The following is a 26,361-nucleotide window of genomic DNA, read 5'->3' on the forward strand; positions in this document are numbered from 1 at the left end:
GAAGTGGTGAAATTTTTCCCTCTAGCGTAAAAAAATTTTTACCGCAATTTATGTTTTTCCATTTTGTATTTCAATAATTGCTTGGAGATGCCAAGTTGTCTGGCAGATTCTGCAATTTTCCCATTCGTATTTTTCAATTGACGCACAATGATCTCTTTTTCATATTGTTGAACCGCATCTTTTAAGGAATCCACATGAAGGCTGTTGTTATCAGCCATTGGAGCTTCCGTATAATCTCTGATTCTTCCAGGAATATCATCAAGGGTGATTTTACTGGACTGGACATGATTATATGCCGTCTCGACCGCATTTTTCAATTCCCTGATATTCCCTGGCCATGGATATCTTTTGAAGCATTGGAGCACTTCTTCCTGAACACCGTCTATAAAGATATTCATCGTATTGTTGTAAAAATTCAGATAATGATCGACAAGGACTTCTATATCCTCTTTTCTTTCCATCAAGTTTGGCAGGTCAATCTGCACGACACCAATTCTATAGAATAAATCTTCCCGCAACCGTTTCTCCGCCAGTAAAATATCCGGTACCTCATTCGTTGCTGAAATCACCCTAATGTCCAAGCGGATATTTTTCTTCCCGCCCAGTCTCCTGATCGTTTTCTCTTCAATCGCCTTCAGGAGCTTCACCTGAAGATTCATATCCAGGGAATTGATTTCATCCAGAAATAAAGTCCCGCCTTCCGCCTGTTCGAATAGACCCGGCATGTCTTCCGACCCGGTGAAGCTCCCTTTATTCGTACCAAACAAAGTGCTTTCCCATAGACTGGCAGGAACCGCACTGCAGTTAAGTGATATGAAGGGCTTTCCAAAACGATCGCTTAAATTATGGATCGCCTGGGCGATAAGCTCTTTCCCTGTGCCCGTTTCCCCAACGATCAAAACATTTGAGGTCGTTCGTGCAATTCTTCCCAGTTTATCTTTAATGCTTTCCATTTTAGGGTTAACTGTGAATATCATCGACCGTATAAACGGTATTATTTCTCCTGAAGATTTTATGGCTCGAATATTTGTCCAAGTATTGGATGGCATCCTTGGAAAAGAAACGCTTAGAGAATTCTACGGCCCCAATGATTTTACCGTTTTCGGCTATCGGATATGTGGAATTGATCGTTTCGATGACCTCTCCCGTTTTGGTGATCATCTCTTGTTTTATATTACATAACGGTTTTCCCGTCCTTAACACATTCATCAGCGTACTATTTTCGTTCGTGATGTTTTTATAAAAGGAAGTGACACTCTTCCCCATGAATTCTTCCGGCCTTATCCCAAGCTCCATAAGGACATTTAAATCTGCCATATCATAAAAAATGATCATCCCTTTATCATCTACGACCAAAACATTATCAAAATCGGATAATCGCCTGAATATATCCACATCCATATTCACCCTTCCAGCCTCCTCCCGACTTTACAAAACCCTGCCAAGCCTCCGCAGATTGGTCCATTCACTTATTACTTCTTGGCTAGGATCTGCTTGGTGCATTGTCCAATCATTCTGATATTTTACCATGAAACAGGGCGTTTTTTCTTTTCAAACTTTTTCCTGGCTTTGTCACCGCCTTATAAATGATCACAACAAAAAAAAGAGCATCCCAAAGCAGAAATCGCTTCCGCCTTTGGAACACCCTCTTTCCTATATTCAATCAGAGCCAGTTATAACAAAATCGTCTTGGAGCAAAGCTAAAGGAAGCTTTCTATTAATAGGATCCCCTGCCGAAACATTAATTTCAGTAATGTGACCACTGGCACCTATTGAAACATCAATCAATTTCCCATCTTCCGTCTTCACTAAAAAGAGCCTTTCCCATTCATAAACATAGGAATCCTTTTGAACGTAAACTTGTTCGACGGTCCCATCTTGAGCACACTCGATGGTATGAATCGGTTTTAACACGGAATCACTCCTCCACTCCCCATTATTAGACTATAGCTTATACCCAGCCGCGGAATATCGAGGCTTCTGCCATTTTTCTGACACCCACCATATACGCTGCCAGCCTCATATCCACTTTTCTCGTCTCGGACATTTCATATATTTGATTAAATGAGTTGACCAATAACGCTTTTAATTTGGTTTGGACCTCTTCATCTTCCCAATAATAACCTTGATTATTTTGAACCCATTCGAAGTAAGAAACTGTCACACCGCCTGAACTTGCCAATACATCAGGTACGAGAAGCACATTGCGTTCCGTCAAGATCTTGGTTGCCTCCAATGTGGTAGGTCCATTCGCGGCCTCGACGACAATTTGGGCTTTGATAAGATGGGCATTTTCTTTGGTGATTTGATTTGAAATGGCAGCAGGCACTAAAATATCACAATCTTGTTCCAGAAGTTCCTGGTTGGTGATTGTATGATCGAATAGTGTCGTTACTGTTCCAAAGCTATCCCTTTTATCAAGTAAGTAATCGATATCCAGACCCTCAGGTTTATAGATGGCACCATATGCGTCCGATATGCCAATCACTTTCGCACCTGCATCATGCATGAATTTGGCCAAAAAGCTTCCTGCATTCCCAAACCCTTGGACGATGATGCGTGCACCTTTCAATTCTATGCCCTTACGCTTTGCCGCTTCCTCGATACAGATGGTGACACCTTGTGCAGTCGCCTTTTCCCTGCCGTGTGAACCGCCCAGTACCAGTGGCTTACCTGTAATGAAACCAGGAGAATCGTGTTCTCTTATTCTACTGTACTCGTCCATCATCCATGCCATGATTTGTGAATTCGTATAAACATCCGGGGCCGGGATATCTTTAGTCGGCCCCACTATTTGGCTGATTGCCCGAACGTATCCACGGCTAAGCCTTTCCAATTCACCGATTGACATTTGGCGCGGATCACAGATGATGCCGCCTTTTCCTCCGCCATATGGTAGATTCACGATTCCGCATTTCAAACTCATCCACATTGAAAGTGCCTTGACTTCTTCCTCATCGACTTCAGGATGAAAACGGATTCCGCCTTTCGTCGGACCGACAGCATCGTTGTGCTGGGCACGGTATCCTGTGAAAATCTTCGTCGAATTGTCATCCATCTTAATTGGGATACGGACGGTCAGCATCCGCAGAGGTTCCTTCAAAAGCTCGAACACTTCTTCAGAATAGCCAAGCTTATCCAGCGCCTCCTTGATTACGACCTGTGTTGAATCAAGCAAGCTGGCAGTTTCTTTTTCTTCTTTGATTGTTGTACTCAATGGAATTCACCTCATAGGTATATTAGGATAAAACTTTTTTAATGCGTTCGATTGCCCAATCCAAGTCTTCTTTAGTAATCACTAATGGCGGAGCAAAACGGATAACTGTATCATGTGTTTCTTTACATAGCAGTTTTTCTTCTTTAAGCTGCTCACAATAAGGTCTTGCTGCTTCTGTTAATTCGACTCCGATGAATAAGCCTCGACCGCGGATATCTTTAATCATTGGATTCTTGATTTCTTTTAAACTATCCATAAAGTATTGCCCAAGCTCCAATGAACGTTCCGCAAGCTTCTCTTCTTCAAGGACTTCCAATGAAGCGATGGAAACCGCACATGCCAATGGATTGCCGCCGAATGTAGAACCATGGGAACCAGGATTGAATACGCCAAGGATTTCACGGTTCGCAGCTACGCAAGAGATTGGGAAAACCCCGCCGCCCAGCGCTTTACCTAAAATGTACATATCAGGAACTACTCCATCCCAGTCAGAGGCGAACATTTTTCCTGAACGTCCAAGTCCTGACTGAATTTCATCAGAAACGAATAGGACATTATTTTCTTTACATAAGTCGTAAGCTTCTTTTAAGAATCCTTGTGGCGGAATGATGATTCCCGCTTCACCTTGAATCGGTTCGATTAAAAATCCAGCCGTTTGCGGTGTAATCGCTTCTTTCAATGCATCAAGATCGCCGTAAGGGATAAGCTTGATCCCTGGCAGCATCGGTCCAAAGCCCCTTCTATATTCATCATCGGATGACAAGGACACGGCTGCCATCGTACGGCCATGGAAGTTCCCGATACAAGCAATGATTTCAGCTTGGTTTTCTGCGATTCCCTTAACATCATAGCCCCAGCGTCTAACAGCTTTGATGGCTGTTTCAACGGCTTCAGCACCTGTATTCATAGGCAGTGCCATGTCTTTTTGCGTAATGCGTGAAACCATTTCATACCATGGTCCTAATTTATCACTATGGAATGCACGGGATGTCAATGTTACGCGATCAGCTTGTTTTTTTAATTCGTCGATGATTTTCGGATGCCTGTGGCCTTGGTTCACTGCTGAATAGGCACTAAGCATATCCATATATTTGTTGCCTTCAGGATCTTCCACCCAAACTCCTTCTGCCTTCGAAATGACGATTGGAAGTGGATTATAATTGTTTGCACCATATTGTTCTGTTTGCTCGATTAATTTTTCCGTTAAAGTTGTCATGTTGATTCCCCCTAAAATTTATAGCGTTTCAGATGTTGTTTTACCTTGAAGGTGAAGAACTAGATAATCAGGACCGCCCGCTTTTGAATCCGTACCTGACATATTGAATCCGCCAAATGGCTGGTATCCTACAATGGCACCAGTACAGCCGCGATTGAAGTACAAGTTACCTACGTGGAAATCCTCACGCGCTTGTTCGATATGTTCAATGTTGTTAGAGATGACTGCACCCGTTAATCCATAATCCGTATTATTGGCAATCTCGATTGCATGATTGAAATCTTTTGCCTTACAGAATGCAACCACCGGTCCGAAAATCTCTTCTTTCATCACACGTGCGTTCTCATCCACATCGGCAATGATAGTTGGCTGGATGAAGAAACCTTTTGAATTGTCTCCTTCTCCCCCTGTTACAATTTTCCCTTCTTCTTTACCGATTTCAACGTAGCTCATGACTTTATCGTAAGCTGCTTGATCGATGACCGGACCCATGAAGTTGTTTAGATCTGTTGGTTCCCCGATCGTTTTTTCTTTCGTTAATTCAATGGCACGATTCAAGACTTGGTCATATACATCTTCCACTATGACAGCACGTGAACAAGCAGAACATTTTTGACCGGAGAATCCAAATGCAGAAGCGACGATTGATTGTGCCGCCAATTCCAGATCAGCCTCTTTATCAACAACGATCGTATCTTTACCGCCCATTTCAGCGATGACACGTTTTAACCAGATTTGGCCTTCATGTACTTTTGCCGCACGCTCATAAATACGGATACCGACATCACGAGATCCGGTAAAGCTGATGAAACGTGTACGAGGATGATCTACTAAATAATCGCCTACTTCGGCACCGCTTCCTGGAATGAAGTTCACAACTCCTGCAGGCATGCCCGCTTCTTCCAGCACTTCGATGAATTTAGCTGCAATGACCGGTGTTGTACTGGCCGGTTTCAATAAGACTGTATTACCTGAAACAAGAGCAGCCGTCGTCATGCCTGCCATGATCGCAAACGGGAAGTTCCAAGGTGAGATGATGACACCGACACCAAGCGGAATATAATTGAAAGCATTGTGTTCAATCGGACGGCTTTCCACTGGCATGCCGTCTTTAAGCTTCAGCATTTGACGTGCATAGTATTCCATGAAGTCGATCGCTTCCGCTGTATCTGCATCCGCCTCATTCCAAGGCTTCCCTGCTTCTTTAACCAATAGAGCCGAGAAATAGTGTTTTCTTCTGCGAACGATCGCTGCAGCCCTGAATAAAATGTTTGCACGCACTTCCGCTTTCGTTTTTCTCCAAGTTTGGAATGTCTTATCTGCCGCTTGCATCGCTTGCTCTGCAAGATCTTTATTTGCTTTGGATACGGTTCCGATAACTTCTTCTTTATTTGCTGGGTTTACAGAGGTAATGACTTCATCAGTAAACACTTTTTCACCATTAATGATCAGCGGATATTTCTTCCCTAGATCATTAGCTACATCATTCAATGCCGCTTGAAAAGCTTTATTGTTTTCTTCGATTTTAAAATTAGTAAATGGTTCGTGTTTATATGTTTGGACCATTATGTCTCATCTCCCTAAATTTATGTTTTTACTTCTCCCTTATTTAACAAGCAAGTTCCGTGCCAACTTTTCATTTTTTCGAAAAAATTATGTTTTTTCTTTAAAAACGCAATGAAATTCAGCACTTCAAGGGCAAAATTGACATAGTATGCCATTATTTTTTGCTCTAATCCCTATTTTTGTCGCTTAAACCTTACACTTTTTATTAATGCAAATTTCATGCCAACTAGAAAAACCATAAAAAACAGCATTTTTGAACTTTTTCTGCAAAATATTTTTGCACTTCAATGCAAAATAATCTTGCTGTGCAAATTTTATTTGCGCCTTTGCTTCAATTCCTCTACAATAACTCTAAGAAAAGAAGAAAAACGGGAGGCATTCATGAATTTAGATCAAATCATTAAAATAGATGGTTTCCAATCCATCCTCTATTCGCTTGTGGATGTAATCGATACAGGGATACATATAATCGATATAAAGGGGCGGACGATTGTATATAACAAGAAAATGGCAGAAATCGAAGGAATGGATTCAGAAGAAGTGTTAGGGAAGAAGATTCACGAAATCTTTAAATTCAAGGAAGAAACGGAGAGTACATTAATAAGGGCTCTTCATTCGGGGAAGACAACCGAGAACTCGAAGCAGACCTACTTCAATAATCTTGGTCAGGAAATTACAACAATCAATAATACGTTTCCGATTTTGGATCAAAAGCAAAATATCATCGGGGCCATTGAAGTGGCAAAGGATATAACGAATCTGGAAAGAATCATTAAAGATAATATATTGAATAAGGGCGATACCAAATATACCTTTGACAGCATCATCGGAACGAGTGAAAATTTCCTGGAAGTCATAGAAAAGTGCAAGCGCTCGACCAGGACGGCATCCTCCATCCTCATCGTTGGGGAAACGGGCACCGGAAAAGAGCTCTTCGCCCAAAGCATCCATAATGGCAGCAGCCGTTCGACACAACCTTTCATCAGCCAAAACTGTGCTGCCCTGCCAGATAGTCTAATTGAAGGAATACTCTTCGGCACAAAGAAAGGCGCCTTCACCGGATCGATCGAACGGCCTGGATTATTCGAACAGGCACAGGGCGGTACCATCCTGCTAGATGAAATCAACTCATTAAATCCGAACATGCAAGCGAAATTATTACGGGCCCTTCAAGAAAGGACGATTCGCCGCGTTGGGGATACTAAGGATAAACAAATCGACGTTAGGGTCATTGCAACGATAAATGAAGATCCGATAGATGCCATTTCAAATGACCATTTACGAAAGGATTTATACTACCGATTAAGTGTCGTTTCGTTATTCATCCCGCCTCTTCGTGAACGGAAAGAGGATATTCCTTTGCTGGCGCAATCCTTCATCGAGAAATTCAATGCGCTGTTCGAATTGAATATAGAAGGGATCAGCGAAGAAGTCTACTCGCTTTTTTATGATTACGACTGGCCCGGGAACGTAAGGGAACTTGAACATATCATTGAGGGGGCCATGAATTTAATGGAACCTGGCGATACAAAGATTTCCATACCCCACCTTCCTGCTCTATTTAGGAAGAAAGCCCATTTGGAAGACATTCATCCCGGAAGAAAAGAGACTCATGCAAATGGAGATTTACAGGAATCGCCCTTATCTCTTGATGATTATATCGCCAATACTGAAAAGCAATACTTGGAGAAGATATTGAAGGAACATGGCATGAATATCTCCCAAGCAGCCAAGGCCCTGAATATTAGCCGCCAAAGCCTTCAATACCGTTTGAAAAAGTATCAGGTCAAATAACACCATCCCTGCATAAAAGGAGGCCCCCATTGATATGGAGGGCCTTCAGTTTTCGGCGGAAAGGGAGCGGGTTTAGGAAGTTGATCTCCACTCCAGGCACTCGGTCCGGGAGCCTCCTCGGCGCTCCTTGCGCCTGTGGGGTCTCCCTTGGACTCGCTTTTCCCGCAGGAGTCTCGAACACCCGCTCCAATCAAATGGAATGTTTTTTATAAAAACTTTAGGTTGGTCACATTCCGAATCCCTAACAAGAATTTAACGAGGAAATGATTACAATGAATTAAAAACAAGAGTTGGTTATACTCCATGATTTTGTATTCATTTATATGGGAATAACCCTCATTGAAGAAATTTGCGACACTCCTGCCGAAATACTGGCTAGCCAAGACCCCGCAGACGCTTGACGTCGAGGAGGCTTGGCAGACAGTCGGCGGAAAAGGAGCGGATTTCAGAAATCAGCTGAAATGTTTTTCAAATAAAAAACGGCAGGCAATGTCGCTTCCACGAATTTGTCTACAGACTAAAGGCCCCCATTGATATGGAGGCCTTTCTTTGCCTGCTATTCTTTTCGCTTTGCAATCAGAATGCTTCAGCGGCTTTTGCAACGTTTTCCAAACCATCCGCGATGATTTTTTGTGACCGATCCGGATACTGATTATGGCCTTCAATGACCACGGTCTCCGGATTGTTGATTCCCCATAGCCCAATGATATTTTTCACTAAACTCACGGCCATTTCAGCGGAAGCCATTCCTTCTAATGCATAATCAGAACCGCGGGCATTCAATAGCATGACTTTTTTATCTCCAGCATACCCGACAGGACCTTCCGCCGTATAATTGAACATTTTACCGGCTTGTGCCAAATAAGAAAGATAGGTGATTAACGGTGCAGGAACCGTTGAGTTCCATAGAGGGAAAGCGAATACCACTTTATCCATGGCCATGAATTGATTTAAATATTGGTCAACCAGTTTTGCGGCACTTTCCTCTTCAGCTGTCAGTTCAAGACCTTGGTTGCGTTTATATAGTCCGGTAATCGCCGTATTTCCATAGTAAGGAAGCTCTTCTTTAAATAAATCCAGCTCGGTCACTTCATCCGCACGGTGTGTCTCTTTATATGTTTGTAAGAATGTGTCATACATTTTCGAGCTGATTGCCTGATCTGCGGGACGATCGTTCACTTTCACGAATAACACTTTTGTCATTTTCCCATTCTCTTCTGCCGCGGCTTCTTTATTTCCAAATAATCTGCTTAAGAATCCCATTATCCTCTCACCATTGCTTTCTATTTATTTTTATAGTTTAGACGACTAAATGAATCTCATTGCCTGACGGATCTGTTACAGCGAAAAACCCTTCTTTTTCCGTGACGACAGCCCCGATTCCTTCCAGTTGCTCCGTTACTTTGTTTCTCGCTTCTTCATCTGCATAAACGAGTGTATACCAGTTTAGCCCCACACTATTTTCCTTCGGGGCAGGGGCACCAACGCCATTCCATGTGTTCAATCCGATGTGATGATGATATCCGCCGGTTGAAGTAAAGAGCGCTCCTCCATATCGATTCACGACGGTAAACCCAAGACCTTGCATGTAAAACTCCTCCGTTTTACGTAAATCCGCTACATGCAGATGTATATGCCCCATCAAGGTACCTGCAGGCAGTTTGCTCCACTCCCCATCGCTTTCTTTCAGCAGGTCATTCCCATCCAACGGATCTGTGCCCATTTCGACCTCCCCGCCGGCCCATCTCCAATCAGCTGATGGCCGGTCAGAGTATACTTCGATGCCATTTCCATCCGGATCGGTAATGTACAGCGCTTCACTCACTTCATGATCCGCCGCTCCAAATGGATATTTCGTTTGAAGTAAATGGCGTAAAAAAATCGATAAGTCGGAACGGCTCGGCAGCAACAGGGCAAAGTGATATAAGCCCGTCGTCCGCCCTTCTTTCGGAATCACATCCGCAGGCTGCTCAAGTATCAGCAACGGGGTTTTTCCGTCTGTCGTCAAAACAGCTTGCCGGTCGGTTTTCTTCAATACTTGAAGACCTATGATTTCTTGATAAAACAGAATGGCCTTATTCAAATCCAAAACATTTATACTGACTTCGCCAACAAATGTAATTGGTTTTTGGTGAAATTTCTCCATATTGTCACTTCCCTTTTTTATTGAAAATCACGTTATCCAAAGAAAGAACCGTGCGGTTGGCACATGCTAGATAGACAGACATCGCAAGCAGTGCCAAGTCCAATTCGTAACCCGCCGCTTGCCCGTTTCCTAGAAAACCGGCAGGTAATTTAGCCGTGAAAATCGCCCCCGCCATAATGACCGCAAATAGGACGGAAACGATTCGTGTTCCCAAACCCAGTATAACCGCAAGTCCTCCGATCAATTCGATTCCTGCAACGATGTAAGCCATGAAGCCAGGAATGCCAAGGCTATCAAAAAATCCCGCCGTATTTCCTATGCCCCCTTGAAACTTTGAAACGCCGTGAATGAAAAAAGTAAGACCTAATATCACCCTTAAAAAAACATGGGCTGCATCATTTTTATTCATGTATGAATTCTCCTTTTTGTCGGTTACTTTATGTAAGTAATTATATTTTCATAAGCTTATAATGTCAAGTAAGTTTATTGGAATTTCTTTTTTCCCTAAATAAAAACGAATTGCCGAAGCAACTCGTTCCATGGTGCCACTATTTAAATGTGTAATAAATGGTTGAATTGATGATGAAAGAATCCGCAATGGTTCTCCCGACTTCCTCACATGCCACCTTACTGAATTTTGTTGCATCAGCGGGTTCATATAATAATTGATGAATGCCGTCCACCGACCGTATTGCGACGGTTGCATCAGGGTTTGTCTGATATATCCGTTCCATTATTTCTTCTTTATTAGGAACCAGGCTGGCAATCCACACCAGGTCGAACTCCGTGTAGTCATGAAGGGCGCCATCATTCAAGATATAGTCTGAATCCCCTTCTTTATCCAGTTCTTGGACGATGCGCCGGCCAAGTGAATGGGCTTGTTCATCAATATCGAGACATGTCATTTTCGCACCCAACTCCCGTTTTAGCAGCAAAGGACTTAATGGCAGAGGCCCCGTCCCTACAAATGCAAATGATCGAATATCATTTTTCACCTTATTCAATTCATTGATTTCCGTTTGAATCAGTTCTTTGTAGTTATCCCAATAAATGAAAGAACGGAAGTCATCCAGGGAGTTCACACGGCCAACGAATAATTCGGCATAATGATTCTCCATCAACGTTTCAGCAATCGTCAGCTTTTCAAGCATGGTATCCCGAATCGATCGGATTTCATCATGGTTAAGAATTTCATCTGCCACATGCTGGTCCAAAGGTTTCGATATCATCGAAACCAGTTCGGTCAAAACGCGATTAATGATTTCGTTATTTGGTGATAAATCATCTTCTTCTAGTAAAATTTTATAAGTATCCATATATGTATGAATGATTTTTTCCTGATTTCTAGACCATTTGATCGTTTTCAAGGCGCACACTCCTATTTGGAAATATTTTTTCGCTTAACCGTGGTATATACAATGCCAAAAATACCGAACGTCCTAGGCTGAATACTGTAAAGGCCAGCCATAATGCATGGTTTTGATAGGCCGGGACAAAAATATAAAGTGTTATCATAAAGGCAATCAAGGAATAAATCATCGAGTTACGAATCGGGGCAGCTTCTGTTGCCCCAGTAAAAACACCGTAGAAAACGATGCCTACACTGGCCGTTAAAGGAAACAAAATAAGCCAGATTCCATAAATGTTTGCCAGCTCAATGACACTTGGTATCCTTGTGAAAAGTGCTAGGATGGCATCACCGCATAAATAGTAACTGACAGCGAGCAACATGGAGGACAGAACACCCCACTGCAACGACAGGATCAGGGTCTTTTTATATAAGTGCTTATCTCTCGCACCAATCGCTTTTCCAACAAGGATGCTTGAAGCATTTGCGAGCCCGTCAAAGAAGTAAGCCATCATATAGTGAATTTGGATGAGTACGGCATTCGCCGCCAATATCTCCGTCCCATATGAGGCCCCCTTTGCCGTGAAGATATTAAAAACTGCCAACAGGCAAAGCGTCCTGATGAATAAATCCCGATTCACCGATATCATTTTCTTAATGGATGAAGGGTCGAACATCTCTTTCAACGGGGGCATTTCCATTCGATGCGGCGACGCTTTCACAATAAGAATCAGTCCAATGAAAAAGGCGGTCACTTCCGAAAGGAGGGTCGCAATCGCTACCCCTGGCACACCCCACTGGAATCCATGAACAAATAGGAAATCCAAGGCAATGTTCATCAGGTTCATGAACACCTGTAAAACTAGCGAAACCTTGATCTTGGACATCCCCATCAGCCATCCCAAGATGACGTAATTCATTAAAGTGAATGGGATTCCCCATATTCGAATGCTGAAGTATTCTGCCGCATATCTTCGAACATCAGCATCGGGATTCATCAGTGTTAAGGAAACCTGTTCAATTGGCCCCTGAAGCAGGATGAAACCTCCCCCTGCAACAATCGCCAGTATAAAAGGCCTTAAAAAGGCTAAAACGCCTTGCTTTCCGTCGTTTGCCCCAAGTGCTTGTGCAGCAAATCCCGAAGTGCTCACACGTAAAAAACCAAACAGCCAATATAAGGTATTGAATATAACCGTACCTATAGCTACGCCGCCTAAATAAGCAGGGTTTGGCAACTGACCCACAACAGCGGTGTCCACCGCGCCTATCAATGGCGTCGTTATCGTCGATATGGTCAGAGGAATGGCCAAGGCCAAATATGATCGATGATTCACCTTACTTCCTCCTTAAGTATCAAACTGCAATTTAATCGAAATCATTACGATTTAAAACTCAAACTTCATTATTCAAACATCGAAATCAGTTCTTTTGTGTATGAATGGCGATCGCTGCAAAAAAGCTGTTCTTTTTCGAATGAATCCACAATAACACCCCCTTTCATCACCATGATCCGTTGGCTCATCTCCTGTACAGCCGATAGATCATGAGAAATAAAAAGGTAGGAAGTGTCCAAAGTCTCCCGCAGCCCGCCTAACAATTTCAGCACCGCCGCTTGGGACAGCACGTCCAGGCTTGAAGCCGGTTCATCCAATATAATGAGGGCCGGTTCGATGCTGATTGCACGTGCAATGGTCACCCGCTGCTTTTGTCCGCCGCTTAGCTCATGCGGGTAACGTTCAGCAAAACTCCTTGGAAGCTCCACCGTTTCCAGGAGATGTCCGATAAAGTTCGCTTCACTTGTATACGTAAAATATTTCAAATTGACCTGGCTGCCAAATTGAAGATATGGATCCATTAGTGAATCCTTTATCCTTAGTTTTGGATTCAAAGCCGATGCAGGATTTTGCAAAACCGCCTGGATGTTCTTGCGATACGGTTTTAAACTGCGTTCGCTTTTGTTTTGCAGCTCGGTTCCTTCAAATAGGATGCTGCCCTTGTCAAAAGATTCAATCTGAAGGATGAGTCTTGCCAGTGTGCTTTTTCCGCAGCCGCTCTCCCCCACTAACCCGAGGCATTCCTTCCTTTCCATGCTGAAATTCACGTTCCTTAGTATTTCCACTCCGTTATCATAGCTTTTATGGACATTTCGCACGTCTAATAAACTCATCCTGACACTCCTTCAAGCTTAAATGGAATTCTCCTCAATGATGGCGATGATTGAATCAGTTCATTCGTATAAGCATGCTGCGGATGATTCAATACCTGATTTTTATCACCGGTCTCTATGATGGACCCGTCTTTCATGACCGCAATGCGGTCCGCATACTTCCTGACATGACGTAAATCATGGGTAATGAACAAGATTGCACATCCGGTTTCTTTTTGGAGCTTTGATAATAGCTGTAAAACCTTAAAGGAAGATACACTGTCCAAGGCTGTGGTCGGTTCATCCGCTATCAAGATATCAGGTTCAAGCAGCAGGGCCATTGAAATGGATACGCGTTGAAGCTGACCGCCGCTTAATTGAAAAGGGTATCTGCCGTAGATATCTTCATACAGGCCCACCGATATGAGCGCATTGACCGCTTGCTGCCTCCTTGCCTTTTTGGAAAGGTTCAAATGTGTACGCTGATATTCGTCGAAATGCTGACCGATGGTAAGGAACGGTGTGAATGAACCCTGGTAATCTTGAAAAATATAGGCCAGGCGCTTTCCGCGAACCTTCCTGATTTCTGAGGAAGATAGGGTTAATAAATTCTTTTCCCCGTACCATATCTCCCCCTTTGCTTGAAGATTGGGTGCAAGCAGCTGACCTATTGCCATGGCCGTCATGCTTTTGCCGCTCCCGCTTTGTCCGACAAGTGCGAACCACTCACCCTCCTGCACATCTAATGAAAGATCCTTGACGATATGATTTTGCTTTCCCATGATATGCAGCTGCCTCACGGATAAAATGCTCATGATCCCACCTCCTTTTTCACATCGAATGCATCGCGCAAATAATCACCGAGCATGTTGGTTAGAAGGACGACAAATATAATGGCGAGCCCTGGGTAAATCATCAGCAACATATTGGATTGAAAATATGGACGGGCATCATTCAGCATGGCTCCCCACTCCGGTGCCGGCGGCTGCGCACCGAGCCCGATATATGATAAGGAAGATATGAGCAAAATGATTTTTCCTAAATCGAGGCTAGAAAGGACAAGCACATTCCCGATTAGGTGCGGAAATAGATGCTTCCGCATGATCCCAAATGAACTTAATCCATTGATTTTAGCAACTGTGACATATTCCTTCTGACGTTCGGTGATCACCGTACTTCGCACAAGCCGGGCATAATTCACCCATTTCACCAGAACGATCGCCAACAGGAGATTTTCGATTCCCGGACCTAATAAACCGCTAAGAACAATGGCAACGATCGTATCTGGGAAGGCGAGAAACGCGTCGGCCATGCGCATGAAGACCCGATCGATCAGACCTCCTTTAAAACCGGCAATCATCCCGAACGGGACGCCGATGATAACTGCGGCAAACAAAGATAAGAGGCCGTAGCCAACCGTCAGCTGTGCGCCAAGCAGAAGGCGCGTCAATACATCACGCCCTAGATGATCCGTCCCTAACGGATGTTCCATGCTCGCCGGCCATAGCCTTTCTTCCAGATTGACCAGTGCCGGATCATGTTTCAGAATAAGAAAGGTGTAAGCCGCAACGGCAAGGACTGTCGCCATCACCGCAAATAGGACGGTCATTCTCCAGCGCCTTTTGGATTTTTCTTTGATAACTAACTCCATTTTCCATGTTTCCTTTCCTTCAGTCTTAGCTCCGGATTTAAATAACGATAAGATAAATCCACGGCACTATTAACCATGAATACAATGATGGCCATGACCAGCAGGTACCCTTGGATGACTGGATAATCCCGCGACCGAATCGAGTCCACGACCATCTTACCTATGCCCGGATAGGCAAAAATAACTTCGATCACGACTACACCGCCGATCAGGCTGCCAAGGCTGACGCCGAATACGGTAATGACCGGGGGCAAGCTATAACGAAATGCATGGGCAAAGAATATCCGCATCTCTGAAATCCCCCTAGATCGGGCAGCCCTGATGAAATCATGACTGAGGGAATCTATCAAGCTCGAACGCAGCAAACGGACGTACACACTTGTGATGGCCAGCCCCAGCGTGACCGACGGCAGAATCAAAGAACGAAACCCGTCCCTGCCCATCGTTGGAAGGGCTCCCCATCGTACCGCAAATAAATCTATCAAAAGCAGCCCCAGCCAAAAGCTAGGAATGGCTGCCCCCAATAAAGAAACGGCCCGGCTGAATTGATCGATCCAGCTCCCCCTGTACAAGGCAGCAAGCGAACCTAACGGAATCGCTATACCAAGCATGACAAGCAATGCACCAACTGCCAGCTCAAGTGTTGCAGGCAGCCCGCTCATGATCATTTCCATCACAGGCTGATTCGTCAGGTAGGAATGCCCGAAATCCAACCGGATAAAGTCCGCAAACCAATTGCCATACTGCACGAACAGCGGATCATTGAACCCTAATTCTTCACGAAGCTCATTGACTTGCTCGTTTGTGACCGACACATCATCCACTTGAAGTATCGAGAGAACCGGGTCGCCTGGAGCAAGCCTAACAAAAAGGAAAGAAATGAATGTAATCACAAGAACAAAAATCGCGACCTCAATGAATCGGCGGACTAAGATGCGAAACATTCACTTCACATCCAATTCATTCGTCAGCATGTAGTATTCGCTTCTCGAAGTGATCCAGTTTTTAACTTTATCGGCATCATAAGCAACAAGTGTATTCGGATGTAAAATGAATGAATTATACACTTGTTCATCCACATACATCGCAATCTCCTCAGCTAAATCCGAGCGCTCCTCCTGCCCGACCGTCACGTTCAGCTCATCAATCAGGGACGTCAGGCGATCATCATCAGCCCCACTGAAGTTCAAGGCACCCTTTGGATGATAAGTAGCATTTAAATAATAACCGGCATCCCCTCTCGGAGCCGTTAAATTGCTGTAGGTCGTTAAATCCCAATCGCGATTGGAAGCCATATACTCTTCAGGGATTTCTATTTGCTTGATTTTCACATCAATCCCCAACTGACCGGCATCCGATTGAAAAACCTGGGCAATTAACGGCAGGTCGGCACGTGAACTGTATGTAAGCAGTGTAAACGTTAACGGTTTACCGTCTTTTTGCATGACACCATCCACTTTCTTATATCCCGCCTGACCAAGAAACGCCTTAGCGGCTTCCATTCCATTCGCTTTTTTCGGATAATCCGGAGCAAAAGAGAAAGTGGATGGGAATGGCCCCGTCGCCACTTCTGCATGACCATGTAAAATCGTTTCCGCAATGGATGAACGATCGATCAAGGCATCAACCGCCTTCCGGACGTGTATGTCCTGCAATGCTTTACGTTCCAAGTTCATCGTCATTTGATGTACGCGGAAAGTCGATGTCGATTCAACCTTCACACCATCTTTCGCCTCTAAATTTTCCAGGCTTTCCACTTCCGGACGGAAAACAATATCAGCGTCTCCCGATTCAAGGGCAAGAGACCGTGCATTGGCATCTTCATTAAACGAAAACCTGGCTCTCTCAAGCTTTGCGGCTCCATCCCAGTAAGACTCATATCGGATTAAATCAACAGCCGTACCTGGTATGAATTTCGAAACGGCAAATGGCCCGGTTCCTATCGGCTTGTTTATATAGTCACTTTCCTTCACATCAATAATCGATGTATTTGGATGAACCAATTCAGAAGGAAACTCAGGAAAAGGAACCTCCGTCTTAATGGTCAGCGCATTTCCGTCCGCTTCAATCGACTCAATCCGCAAAGCATTCTTGATCGCCGGACTATCTTTCATCGCCCTCTCCAAGGAAGCCTTCACCGCTTTGCCATCCATCGGCTTTCCATTCTGAAACGTCACACCCTCCCTTAATTCAAAATTCCATAATTGACCATCCTTGCTATCCCAGCTCTTCGCCAGCCAAGGTTCGATGGTCAAATCCTCATCATTGAGATGGACCAATGTCTCAGTGATGCCAGCCCTAAGCGACACATAACTAGTATCAACATTCGGATCAAGCGAGCTAGTCGCAAAATTAAAAAGCAAGTTCACTTCTTTCTTCCCTCCCGCTTGATCCTTCGCAGACTCGGTGGAACAAGCAGCCAAAAGAAAGAATGATAAACATACAATAAAAATCAATTTACATTTTCTGAACACGATATATTTCCCCCATTACCTCAACTATTTTTATTGACTGTTTCAAAATCGTATTGATTACGATTTAGATTGCAGCTTTACCATCATGACAAACGACATAACACATCGCCGATTGCTTATCCGAAATCAAACTATGTAATCCTCCTCGAGTATAAACATCCATTCACGAGTAAATGTTCTAAACTCACGAGTATTTGCTCCAAACTCACGAGTATTTGCTCCAAACTCACGAGTATTTGCTCTAAATTCACGAGTATTGCTCCAAACTCACGAGTATTTGCTCCAAACTCACGAGTATTTGCTCCAAACTCACGAGTGTTTGCTCTAAATTCACGAGTATTTGCTCTAATTCACGAGTATTTGCTCTAAATTCGTGAATAACAGCTCTAAATTCGTGAGTAACAGCTCTAAATCTCTTGCAATAGCACCAAATTATAAAAACTGCACCAAATTCTCAATTTATTGCACGAATCCTCCTTTTTCAATCCATTCTTTCAGCCCTTTTCGGCCAATAAATCAAAACGATTACGATTTATACTTTAAAACACTCTCTCTTGTCTTGACTGTCTCCCATTATAAAACGTAATGATTACTGTTTACAAGGTTTTTTTTGAGTTTTATAGATTATCGGATGCCAGTTCCTTCTATAGATTGGCTTTTTGATTAAGTAAAAAACTCCTGAAAAAGATTTCAGGAGTTCTTCTGCTTTTATTTCAAGTTGTTGTAGTGGTTGATGACTTCTTCGGTTATTTCGCTATTCTCGTCCAATCCGCTAACTTCCTTAAGTGCTGAAGCTACACCGTGTTCTTTGATCATCGTTTGCAGTTTAAGGGCTTCTTCATCTTCGTTAAAATCAAAGAGTAAAGCGGCCGCTATCGCTTTCGCCAGATTAGTGTAGGATAGGCCGGCTTTCTTTGCTTCTACGGCAGGGCGCACTAGACGGTCGTTTGGCCCGAGTTTACGGAGCGGTGAACGTCCGACTCTATTCACCGAGTCATTAAGGTAGGAGTTTTTAAAACGATTGATGATTTTTTCGATATACTGCTGATGCTCACCTGCATCCAAACCGTATTGCTTTATTAAATAGGCGCCCGTTTCGCCTAGGGTTTTCTTGACTTGCTCCACAATGCTCGCGTCTTCCAATGACTGGTCTATGGTTGATTTTTTATTTTTGAGATAACCGAGGTAAGCAATGACGGCATGTCCTGTATTAACGGTAAACAGTTTTCTCTCAATGAATGGGGCGAGTTCTTTTACAATGGTCATCCCTTCAACGGCAGGTATGCTTTCCTTCGTTTCAACGACCCATTCATAATAAGGTTCCACCAAAACATCGAGTGATCCTTCGTTATTTTGGATAGGAACGATGCGATCGACTGCTGAGTTAAAGAAGTAGACTTTATCGGCTAGTTTTTCCTTCGTAGCTTGATCCAGGTTTTCCAGAATGTAGCCTTCTAATAGGTCTGTTGCCGATATTTGATTTTCGCAAGCGATCACATATAGTTTTTCATCGGTTTCCTTCACTCTTGATGCTAATCCTTTTGCAATTAAGGGAGCGATATGAGGCAAAATATTGGGTCCGATAGCAGTGGTGAGGTAGGTTGCTTCGGAAATTGCTTTAATGACTTCCTCTTCCTGCTTTAAACTGTTTAAACCCGAAACATTTTTCACAGTGACTGATTCTTGTTGATCAGTGGCCAGTTTGACTTGATATTGCTTTTTATCATTTAACTGATCGATGATTTGATCAGCTATATCTACAAATGTCACATGATATCCAGATTGTGAAAAAAGTGCTCCGATAAATCCTCTTCCAATGTTTCCTGCACCGAAATGTACTGCTTGTTTCATTACAATCATCCCTTTATCAAGTTAGTATATAAATAATCCAAAAATATGGCTTCCAGCCTTCTTCTAATCATTTCTTCGTCCGAAGATGAAAAAATCATGATGGATTCATTGCTTTCAATTAAGCTTGAACTTATTAAGCTGACGATTTCCTGCTGCTTCACACTCAATTCTTCAGGTGCCAGCATCAGCAGTAAATTTTTCATATGGACGTCATTACCGTCCATACCTTTGACCAGACGATATTCCTCCAGGTGGGCCACCTGGAATATCAGTTCTTTTACATTCTTATGTCTCGTATGGAACAGGCCCATTCCCGTGCCGGGAATGCCTAAACCGCCCTTTTTTTCCCGTTCCTTCAAGGATCTGGCCACATCATCGGCACCCATCAGCAGTTCTTCCGTTTCAGACACCCTCACCATTTCTTCGATGATTTCTGGATGTCCTTTCCGATGCGGCAGCCGATAAAACCGGAAATTATCCATGATCGACTCGATGCTCTGCTGGGTATCTTTCAATTCCTGCAGCACTTCTTTCAGTTCGCCATCCTCTTTTTTGGTCACGGTATCCTTATCGGCTGACTGAATGCCATAACGCTTATTCTTCGTGAAGTTTTCGATATTCTTCCTTAAATAATTCCTGATGTTCAAAATATTCTCTTCACTCAATAGAGGGGATACAAGGATATAATCACTATCGATATACGGAAGCCGGACGGTAGAAATGATCACATCATAGTTTTTCAGACTGCCCTGCTGCTGGATGTCTTTAATCGTCTTGATTTCTACAGTCTCGATTTCGATGATTTCCTTTTTGATCCGGCTTGCAAGCATCTTCGACGTACCGATACCTGTCGGGCAGACGATGAGTGCCCTTATTGATATTTCTTCCTCCCGCAGCACTAATGCAGATCCGAAATGAAGGACGATGAAGGCTATTTCATCTTCAGGAAATTCTTTTATTTCTTTGAATCCCTTTTCCAGACTGGTCTTCACTGCCAAAAAGAGAACCGGGTACTTTCGCTTAATATCTTCGGTTAATGGGTTGTACAATCCCATTTCCTGTTTGATTCGGAAAAGCGATGGTTCCATATGGGCAAGGAGCCCCTGATACAATGGGAAATCCTTGGTCAAATCGATTTGCAGTTGTGCCGAAACATCTTTTATCAGGTTTCTTATCAGCTGGCCAAGCAATACACTGTCATAGGGAACGGCATCAGCCGCATGAAGCTTGGAGCCTTTAAGGATGGCTGCAAGGTAGCTTATATCATCGATGGTAAAAGAAACTTCCAGCATGGTGCTGAGTTCCTTGCCTATTTTATTCATGAGATTATTCTCATCGGAAAGTTCGCTTATTTTATTGAAGTCCTTCTCCAAAAAATATTGGCTTTCATTCCTTTGCAGGGTTACATAAATATGTACAATTAACCCTATATACCCGCTATCCGCCAATCGGGAGTGGGCACTGTTAAAAGTTGAGTTCAGCACCCCGTCGATAGCCAGAAGATATTCGGGATCGAAATAGTCGAGGATTTTCGCTTCTGGGAATTTTCCTTCTTGCAGCAAAAATAAACTTTCAATCAGCTCTTCATTAAAGAAGTGCAAGAAATAGGACGCCTGGGCTTTCCGTTTATTTTCTTCGGTGCCGGCTAGCTCTATTCCGACTCCCCTTTTTCTGGTAATCACGATATTAAAATTCTTTAACCATTCGGTCAGTTCGTCCAAATAGGTTGTAAGAGTCGTAATGCTTATACCGAGATCCCCCGCAAGAACTTGAGTTTTATATGATTCTTCTTGCAGTAAAGCTAAAAGAAGATGCAGTTTTCTTTCTTGTGGCGTTTGATCGATCGGATGATTGCCCATCAGGTGCTGTACAAGCCGAAAGACTTGTTCATTCTTCCCGTCGATGGACAGTCCCTCATGTGTATTGCGTGTTAAATGCAACTCGAATGATTGCAGGATTTTTTCTATGGACTTCAGATCGCGTTGAACCGTCCGGACACTAACATTCAATTGTGTCGCAATGGATAAGGCTGTATGTTTTCCTGAAGTTCTTATGATCAATTCTATGATTGATTTTTCCCTTGAAGTAATATACATGCTACCAACTCATTTCTGGTGGAGTAACACGAGAAAATACTGAATAGAAAAGCGTAAATCGCTTTTCTATTCTTGGTTAAGAGTATTTAATTATTTTCTACACTTATAATATCCATCAATTCCCTGGCTGATGTGGCTTTAACCATCTTTTCAATATTCTCCATGTCAGAGCATGTAACTGCAATGCCAGATAGAATTTCAAGATGTGTCCCGTCCTTGCCGGCAATGCCGAATATCAATCGTGCCTTTTGGCCGTCAAAGTCGACACCATCAGGAATTTGTAAAACGGTAAATCCGGATTTAAGGACATCTTTCTTAGCTTCCTCGGTTCCGTGCGGAATGGCTACATCATTCCCCATATAGGTTGAAGTCAATTCATCACGGGCAATCATCGCTTCAATATAGCTTTCCTTAACGTAACCTGCATTGACCAAAGCTCTTCCCGCAAAGCGGATCGCTTCTTCCTTATTTGCGAATTGTTGATTAAGGAAGACATTTTCTTCGCGAAGCAATTCATTACCTTCCTGCTCATCCTCGTCGATGCCAGGCTCGATTGAATGTTCACGAACACCGGGAACCTTCTCTTCAGCATCTTCTACGATTTCATGCAGCTCATCGGTACCGTCATCCTGAAGCCGCGCAAGCAATGAATCGTATTCCGGGCTTGATAGGAAATTATCGACGGATACATGATAGGCATTCGGTACTTTATTCTGTGCCCTTGGAGTTAACTCTTCCTGTGTAATGACGATTTGTGCATCAGCAGGAATGTTTGAGATTGCCGTATTTGTAACAGTGATATTCAATCCGGCTTCCTTCACCTTCTTGCGAAGCAGCGAAGCCCCCATCGCACTTGATCCCATCCCGGCATCGCAGGCAAATATTATTTTGCTGACGTTTGTTGGCATCGTTCCAAGATCTGAAGCGAATACATCGGCAACAGAGCTTTTCTTGCCTTTCATTTCTTGCATTTTTTTCGCGGCATCTTCAATATTCTCTTCAGATTGCTTTCCTGTTTTCAGGATGAATGCACCGACGATGAATGAAACAAGGGCGGCTACGATGACGCCTGCAAAGTTAGCAATATATGCACCAGCATTATGCGGAGTTACCGCTGTAATGGCAAGTATGCTGCCTGGAGATGCTGGAGCGAACAATCCTCCGCCTAGTAGGACCAATGTGAAAACTCCACTCATGCCTCCAAGAATGACGGCTAAGAATAACATCGGCTTCATTAGGATATAAGGGAAATAAATTTCATGGATCCCGCCGAAGAAATGAATGATGGCAGCTCCTGGCGCCGATTTCTTCGCCGTTCCCTTTCCAAAAAAGCAATAAGCGAGCAGTACGCCGATACCTGGTCCTGGATTCGATTCCAGAAGGAACAGGATGGAAGCCCCTGTTTGTTTAACTTGCTCTACACCAATTGGTGATAGTACACCATGATTGATGGCATTGTTCAAGAACAAGACCTTGGCAGGCTCGATCAGGATACTTGTCAACGGCAGTAAACCTGTACCGACAAGCCAATCGACTCCTGCTACAAGCCAGCCTGTAAATACGTCAACAGCAGGCCCGATGGCCAAGAAGGATAGAATGGACAATAAGCCGCCAATAATCCCGGCCGAGAAATTATTAACAAGCATTTCAAAACCTGCTTTTATTTTCCCTTCAATCAATTGATCGAATTTCTTGATGACATAACCGCCGAACGGTCCCATTATCATGGCTCCAAGGAACATCGGGATGTCAGATCCGACGATGACGCCCATTGTCGCAATGGCACCGACTACGCCGCCGCGGTGGTCATGGATTAGCTTACCGCCCGTATACCCAATTAAAAGCGGCAATAAAAACGTAACCATCGGGGTAACCATTTTGGCAAGGCTTTCATTTGGCAGGAAACCAGATGGGATGAATAGGGCAGTGATTAGCCCCCATGCTATGAAAGCTGATATATTCGGCATGACCATTGAACTTAGAAAGTTACCGAACTTTTGAACTGCAACTTTTATATTAAAGTGAGCCATTTTTGCTCTCTTCCCTTCTTATTAATATAGTTTCCTTTAATCTTAAGGTACGTACATCCCTCATTCAATAAAAGAAAAAGCTAACTTTGTCGCGAAAGAGAAGACAAACATAATGTATCTCACTTTTCCGGATTTATTCAGCGCTTGATGCAGACAGAAAAAAGTCCCGTTCGCCATCGTGACGAACGGGACTCTTAGAGCTTTATAGCGGGATGATTCCCAATAGGACGCAAACCACTATCATGACAAGCGTCGATCCGCATGCCCATTTCAGGAAAGTGCGCTGCAAGGCACCGAAATCTTCCCCTACCATTCCAACCAATAGATAGGTAGATGGAACAAGCGGGCTTAATAGATGGACAGGAAGCCCCAATAGTGAAGCTCTGCCGATCAGGGCAGGGTCAATTCCATAAGCAGCTCCCGCTTTAGCAAGTAATGGGAGCACCCCATAATAAAATGCGTCATTAGACATGAAGAACGTAAAAGGTGCTGAGATGATGGCTGTGATGACAGCAAAATGTGCGCCCATTTGATCTGGAATATGCTGAATCAAAGAGTTTGCCATGGCATCGACCATCTCCGTTCCGGCAAGGATCCCAGTGAAAACACCTGCCGCAAAAATCATCGAAATAACAGATAAAGCATTGTCCGCATAGTTTGCTACACGTTCTTTCTGATCACTGAGTTTAGGATAGTTAACCGTAATGGCAATCGCGAAACCTACCATGAACAGAACCGCTGAAGGCATAAGTTCCATAATCAGCGCAACCAGCAGTGTAAGAGTCAATGCGTAATTGAATATGATCAATTTAGGCCGTTTAAGATAAGCATCTTCCGTTGCAGCCGCGTGCTGTGCCACAGCATGATAATCGACTTCAATGATCCCGATTCTCTTTCTTTCTTTTTTACCCAGGCAATATGCCATGAAAAGGACGAATAGGACTCCGCCAATCATCGCAGGAATGACAGGGGTGAATACATCGGACATTTCAAGTTTTAAAGCGGTCATCACCCGTGCTGTAGGGCCTCCCCAAGGAAGAAGGTTCATGACTCCAGATGACGAAACGGCAATACCGGCCAATACTAGCGGTCTCATTCCAATCCGTTTATATAGCGGAAGCATGGCTGAAATCGTTATCATATATGTAGTCGTACCATCTCCATCCAAGGAAATCAGCAAAGCCAGGACTGCCGTGCCGATGGCAATTTTCACCGGATCTCCTTTTACAACCTTAAGAATCGTATTGATGATCGGGTCAAAAACCCCTGCATCAATCAAAATGCCAAAGAAAAGGATCGCAAATAAAATCATGATTCCCGTTGGCGCAACGTCTTTGATGCCTTCCAGCGCCATCTCACCCATTTTACCGCCAAACCCGCCAATAAGTGCAAAGGCACTTGGTACTGCAATCAAAGCTATCATGGCTGAAAGTCGCCCTGTCATAATTAAAATCATAAACACTACTATCATCAAGTATCCTAATAAAGCGAGCATATCTATCACTCCTATCTTCTAATAAGGTAAAGTGTATATGAAACCGCTTCATTTGTAAGCGTTCTCAATTTATTGTGTTTTAAAACTATTTTGTTAATTGTGTTCATTGTGTTCACGGAAGCGATTTTTCGAGGATGAACCGAACGCCACTCCCCGGGTTGAATGGCGCGTTCTTTAAGAAATTCAGCGATTATTTAGGCCCCTTTATTCTTCAAATGATAAATTTGCCGGTCCGTCCAATAGGTCACAGCCGTAGTCTAGATTGGTCGTTGGTGTATCGATACTGACTTCCTCGAATTCCAGTTCATCGATCCATACTTGGCCGCGCCCTGAAAGAAGGACCCCGAATGAAATGATGGCACTGTTTTCGGGTACATCCAGGACAATATAATAATGGTTCCATTCCGTATCGTTGACAATGGGCCGATCCCCCATATTGTCGAATTGCAAAACATCCTGAAGCGCATTATCCACCCTCATCCATAAACCACAAAATCCATCAACACCTTTTGATTTTAAAAACCCGACAGTTTCATTCTTTTACCAAGGTAATTTTCCGCCTTGAATTGCTGCATCATCGTTGCAAATTCCTCCTTGGATTCGGCAGTGACGGATTTCAGGAAACCTGATGCCTGGCCTTTATGGAATGTCTCCCGGTCAATTCCCATTTGATAATTGAATGGATGACTCCCGCTTACATTCCAGCCTTTTAATAATTGTTCGTTCTTCATCGTCATTTCCTCCTTTTGCAAGGTTAGTTTACTTACGAGTTTCCGATATTGCCCTGGCGGCAGGTCATAGTATTTCTTGAATGAACGAGTAAAGGATTCCTGTGTTTCAAAGCGGTAATATAAAGCAATATCGATTATTTTTTCATCGGTATAAAGCAGCATGTTAGCTGCATTGGCAATTCTTCGATATCGAATATATTCTGATACGGTCACGCCAACCTCCTTGTGAAAAATACGATGATAATGAAACTTCGAAAAACCTGCGAACCGTGCGATGTTCTCCAAGGACAATTCGGCTTGTAAGCTATTCTCTATATATTCAATCGTTTTTTGGATGATGGGGCTATATCTCATTTCCGAACCTCCTTAAGAAAAGGATAACAGATTAACATATCGTTTTTTTGACATATATTGCTTTTTTCATAATCTTTCAAACGATGCATCATAAAAAAAGGCTCTTTTCGTAAAGATTGTTGTTTTTAAAACGAAACTATTTAAGGTTGATTGGAGCGGAAGTGCGAGACTCCTGCGGGAGCAGCGGGACAGGTGAGACCCCACAGGCGTTTACGCCGAGGAGGCTCACCGCCCGCCCCGCGGAAA

The 26,361-nt window shown here is 43.5% G+C and carries 21 protein-coding genes and 1 pseudogene; 1 reads left to right on the top strand and 21 read right to left on the bottom strand.

Annotated features, from left to right (window positions below):
• Positions 1–38 precede the first annotated feature (38 nt).
• From AC1DIV_RS23260 to pruA, 6 genes are all read right to left on the bottom strand, one after another.
• Positions 39–953 (bottom strand): sigma-54 interaction domain-containing protein, encoded by a 915-nt coding sequence (locus AC1DIV_RS23260; RefSeq protein WP_477577478.1) that lies wholly within the window; start codon positions 951–953, stop codon positions 39–41.
• A gap of 7 nt (positions 954–960) precedes the next feature.
• Complete coding sequence (locus AC1DIV_RS23265) at positions 961–1,407, bottom strand: hypothetical protein (protein WP_477577480.1); 447 nt, start codon at positions 1,405–1,407, stop codon at positions 961–963.
• A gap of 252 nt (positions 1,408–1,659) precedes the next feature.
• A complete protein-coding gene (locus tag AC1DIV_RS23270; RefSeq protein WP_048686804.1) occupies positions 1,660–1,914 on the bottom strand; it encodes a biotin/lipoyl attachment domain-containing protein in 255 nt (84 codons plus the stop codon).
• A 37-nt stretch (positions 1,915–1,951) separates the two neighbouring features.
• Positions 1,952–3,217 (bottom strand): Glu/Leu/Phe/Val family dehydrogenase, encoded by a 1,266-nt coding sequence (locus AC1DIV_RS23275; RefSeq protein WP_048686806.1) that lies wholly within the window; start codon positions 3,215–3,217, stop codon positions 1,952–1,954.
• Between the two features lie 22 nt (positions 3,218–3,239).
• Positions 3,240–4,433, bottom strand: coding sequence for an ornithine--oxo-acid transaminase (locus AC1DIV_RS23280; RefSeq protein ID WP_034309472.1), 1,194 nt, complete (start codon positions 4,431–4,433; stop codon positions 3,240–3,242).
• A gap of 18 nt (positions 4,434–4,451) precedes the next feature.
• Complete coding sequence (gene pruA / locus AC1DIV_RS23285; RefSeq protein ID WP_202316598.1) at positions 4,452–5,999, bottom strand: L-glutamate gamma-semialdehyde dehydrogenase; 1,548 nt, start codon at positions 5,997–5,999, stop codon at positions 4,452–4,454.
• Positions 6,000–6,380: 381 nt separating this feature from the next.
• Here pruA and AC1DIV_RS23290 point away from each other — a divergent pair, with 381 nt between their 5' ends.
• Positions 6,381–7,793: a sigma-54 interaction domain-containing protein gene (locus tag AC1DIV_RS23290; protein ID WP_477577482.1), complete on the top strand. Its 1,413-nt coding sequence runs from the start codon at positions 6,381–6,383 to the stop codon at positions 7,791–7,793.
• Between the two features lie 576 nt (positions 7,794–8,369).
• On the opposite strand, the gene AC1DIV_RS23295 is transcribed toward AC1DIV_RS23290, so the two are convergent.
• The 15 genes and pseudogenes from AC1DIV_RS23295 to AC1DIV_RS23365 all read right to left on the bottom strand — a co-directional run bounded on the left by AC1DIV_RS23295 (position 8,370) and on the right by AC1DIV_RS23365 (position 26,115).
• Positions 8,370–9,056 (bottom strand): FMN-dependent NADH-azoreductase, encoded by a 687-nt coding sequence (locus tag AC1DIV_RS23295; protein WP_323596617.1) that lies wholly within the window; start codon positions 9,054–9,056, stop codon positions 8,370–8,372.
• Between the two features lie 37 nt (positions 9,057–9,093).
• Positions 9,094–9,939, bottom strand: a complete 846-nt coding sequence (locus AC1DIV_RS23300) for a VOC family protein (RefSeq protein ID WP_477577483.1) — start codon at positions 9,937–9,939, stop codon at positions 9,094–9,096.
• A 4-nt stretch (positions 9,940–9,943) separates the two neighbouring features.
• Complete coding sequence (locus tag AC1DIV_RS23305; protein ID WP_063594512.1) at positions 9,944–10,348, bottom strand: DoxX family protein; 405 nt, start codon at positions 10,346–10,348, stop codon at positions 9,944–9,946.
• Between the two features lie 139 nt (positions 10,349–10,487).
• Entirely contained in the window at positions 10,488–11,306 is an 819-nt protein-coding gene (locus tag AC1DIV_RS23310) for a nicotianamine synthase family protein (protein ID WP_477577485.1), read from the bottom strand.
• Entirely contained in the window at positions 11,284–12,621 is a 1,338-nt protein-coding gene (locus tag AC1DIV_RS23315; protein WP_477577487.1) for an MATE family efflux transporter, read from the bottom strand. The genes AC1DIV_RS23310 and AC1DIV_RS23315 overlap by 23 nt, the downstream gene beginning before the upstream one ends.
• Positions 12,622–12,689: 68 nt before the next feature.
• Positions 12,690–13,454, bottom strand: coding sequence for an ABC transporter ATP-binding protein (locus tag AC1DIV_RS23320; RefSeq protein WP_477577489.1), 765 nt, complete (start codon positions 13,452–13,454; stop codon positions 12,690–12,692).
• The gene (locus AC1DIV_RS23325) at positions 13,451–14,248 is read right to left on the bottom strand and encodes an ABC transporter ATP-binding protein (RefSeq protein WP_477577490.1); all 798 of its coding nucleotides are present in this window, start codon (positions 14,246–14,248) and stop codon (positions 13,451–13,453) included. Before AC1DIV_RS23325 ends, AC1DIV_RS23320 begins: the two co-directional genes overlap by 4 nt.
• Entirely contained in the window at positions 14,245–15,084 is an 840-nt protein-coding gene (gene nikC, locus AC1DIV_RS23330; RefSeq protein WP_477577492.1) for a nickel transporter permease, read from the bottom strand. The genes AC1DIV_RS23325 and nikC overlap by 4 nt, the downstream gene beginning before the upstream one ends.
• Positions 15,075–16,028, bottom strand: coding sequence for a nickel ABC transporter permease (gene nikB, locus AC1DIV_RS23335; RefSeq protein WP_034309495.1), 954 nt, complete (start codon positions 16,026–16,028; stop codon positions 15,075–15,077). The genes nikC and nikB overlap by 10 nt, the downstream gene beginning before the upstream one ends.
• Entirely contained in the window at positions 16,029–17,558 is a 1,530-nt protein-coding gene (nikA, locus tag AC1DIV_RS23340) for a nickel ABC transporter substrate-binding protein (protein ID WP_323596623.1), read from the bottom strand.
• Positions 17,559–18,266: 708 nt separating this feature from the next.
• Entirely contained in the window at positions 18,267–19,409 is a 1,143-nt protein-coding gene (locus AC1DIV_RS23345) for a mannitol-1-phosphate 5-dehydrogenase (RefSeq protein WP_336865584.1), read from the bottom strand.
• A 5-nt stretch (positions 19,410–19,414) separates the two neighbouring features.
• Positions 19,415–21,505, bottom strand: a complete 2,091-nt coding sequence (locus tag AC1DIV_RS23350; RefSeq protein ID WP_477577494.1) for a BglG family transcription antiterminator — start codon at positions 21,503–21,505, stop codon at positions 19,415–19,417.
• Between the two features lie 86 nt (positions 21,506–21,591).
• Positions 21,592–23,535 (bottom strand): PTS mannitol transporter subunit IICBA, encoded by a 1,944-nt coding sequence (locus tag AC1DIV_RS23355; protein ID WP_477577496.1) that lies wholly within the window; start codon positions 23,533–23,535, stop codon positions 21,592–21,594.
• 202 nt (positions 23,536–23,737) lie between these two features.
• On the bottom strand, positions 23,738–25,030 hold the full coding sequence (locus AC1DIV_RS23360) for a CitMHS family transporter (protein WP_048683174.1): 1,293 nt from the start codon (positions 25,028–25,030) through the stop codon (positions 23,738–23,740).
• Positions 25,031–25,234: 204 nt separating this feature from the next.
• A pseudogene (locus AC1DIV_RS23365) lies at positions 25,235–26,115 on the bottom strand (helix-turn-helix transcriptional regulator).
• Positions 26,116–26,361: the final 246 nt, after the last annotated feature.

Source organism: Peribacillus sp. 05N428 (assembly GCF_056397085.1).

What these genes read in the sequence shown, in the direction of transcription:
- AC1DIV_RS23260 (WP_477577478.1), bottom strand. Translation starts at nt 953, where the DNA reads ATGGAAAGCATTAAAGATAAACTGGGAAGAATTGCACGAACGACCTCA.
- AC1DIV_RS23280 (WP_034309472.1), bottom strand. Translation starts at nt 4,433, where the DNA reads ATGACAACTTTAACGGAAAAATTAATCGAGCAAACAGAACAATATGGT.
- pruA (WP_202316598.1), bottom strand. Translation starts at nt 5,999, where the DNA reads ATGGTCCAAACATATAAACACGAACCATTTACTAATTTTAAAATCGAA.
- AC1DIV_RS23290 (WP_477577482.1), top strand. Translation starts at nt 6,381, where the DNA reads ATGAATTTAGATCAAATCATTAAAATAGATGGTTTCCAATCCATCCTC.
- AC1DIV_RS23295 (WP_323596617.1), bottom strand. Translation starts at nt 9,056, where the DNA reads ATGGGATTCTTAAGCAGATTATTTGGAAATAAAGAAGCCGCGGCAGAA.
- AC1DIV_RS23300 (WP_477577483.1), bottom strand. Translation starts at nt 9,939, where the DNA reads ATGGAGAAATTTCACCAAAAACCAATTACATTTGTTGGCGAAGTCAGT.
- AC1DIV_RS23305 (WP_063594512.1), bottom strand. Translation starts at nt 10,348, where the DNA reads ATGAATAAAAATGATGCAGCCCATGTTTTTTTAAGGGTGATATTAGGT.
- AC1DIV_RS23320 (WP_477577489.1), bottom strand. Translation starts at nt 13,454, where the DNA reads ATGAGTTTATTAGACGTGCGAAATGTCCATAAAAGCTATGATAACGGA.
- AC1DIV_RS23325 (WP_477577490.1), bottom strand. Translation starts at nt 14,248, where the DNA reads ATGAGCATTTTATCCGTGAGGCAGCTGCATATCATGGGAAAGCAAAAT.
- nikC (WP_477577492.1), bottom strand. Translation starts at nt 15,084, where the DNA reads ATGGAGTTAGTTATCAAAGAAAAATCCAAAAGGCGCTGGAGAATGACC.
- nikB (WP_034309495.1), bottom strand. Translation starts at nt 16,028, where the DNA reads ATGTTTCGCATCTTAGTCCGCCGATTCATTGAGGTCGCGATTTTTGTT.
- AC1DIV_RS23345 (WP_336865584.1), bottom strand. Translation starts at nt 19,409, where the DNA reads ATGAAACAAGCAGTACATTTCGGTGCAGGAAACATTGGAAGAGGATTT.
- AC1DIV_RS23350 (WP_477577494.1), bottom strand. Translation starts at nt 21,505, where the DNA reads ATGTATATTACTTCAAGGGAAAAATCAATCATAGAATTGATCATAAGA.
- AC1DIV_RS23355 (WP_477577496.1), bottom strand. Translation starts at nt 23,535, where the DNA reads ATGGCTCACTTTAATATAAAAGTTGCAGTTCAAAAGTTCGGTAACTTT.
- AC1DIV_RS23360 (WP_048683174.1), bottom strand. Translation starts at nt 25,030, where the DNA reads ATGCTCGCTTTATTAGGATACTTGATGATAGTAGTGTTTATGATTTTA.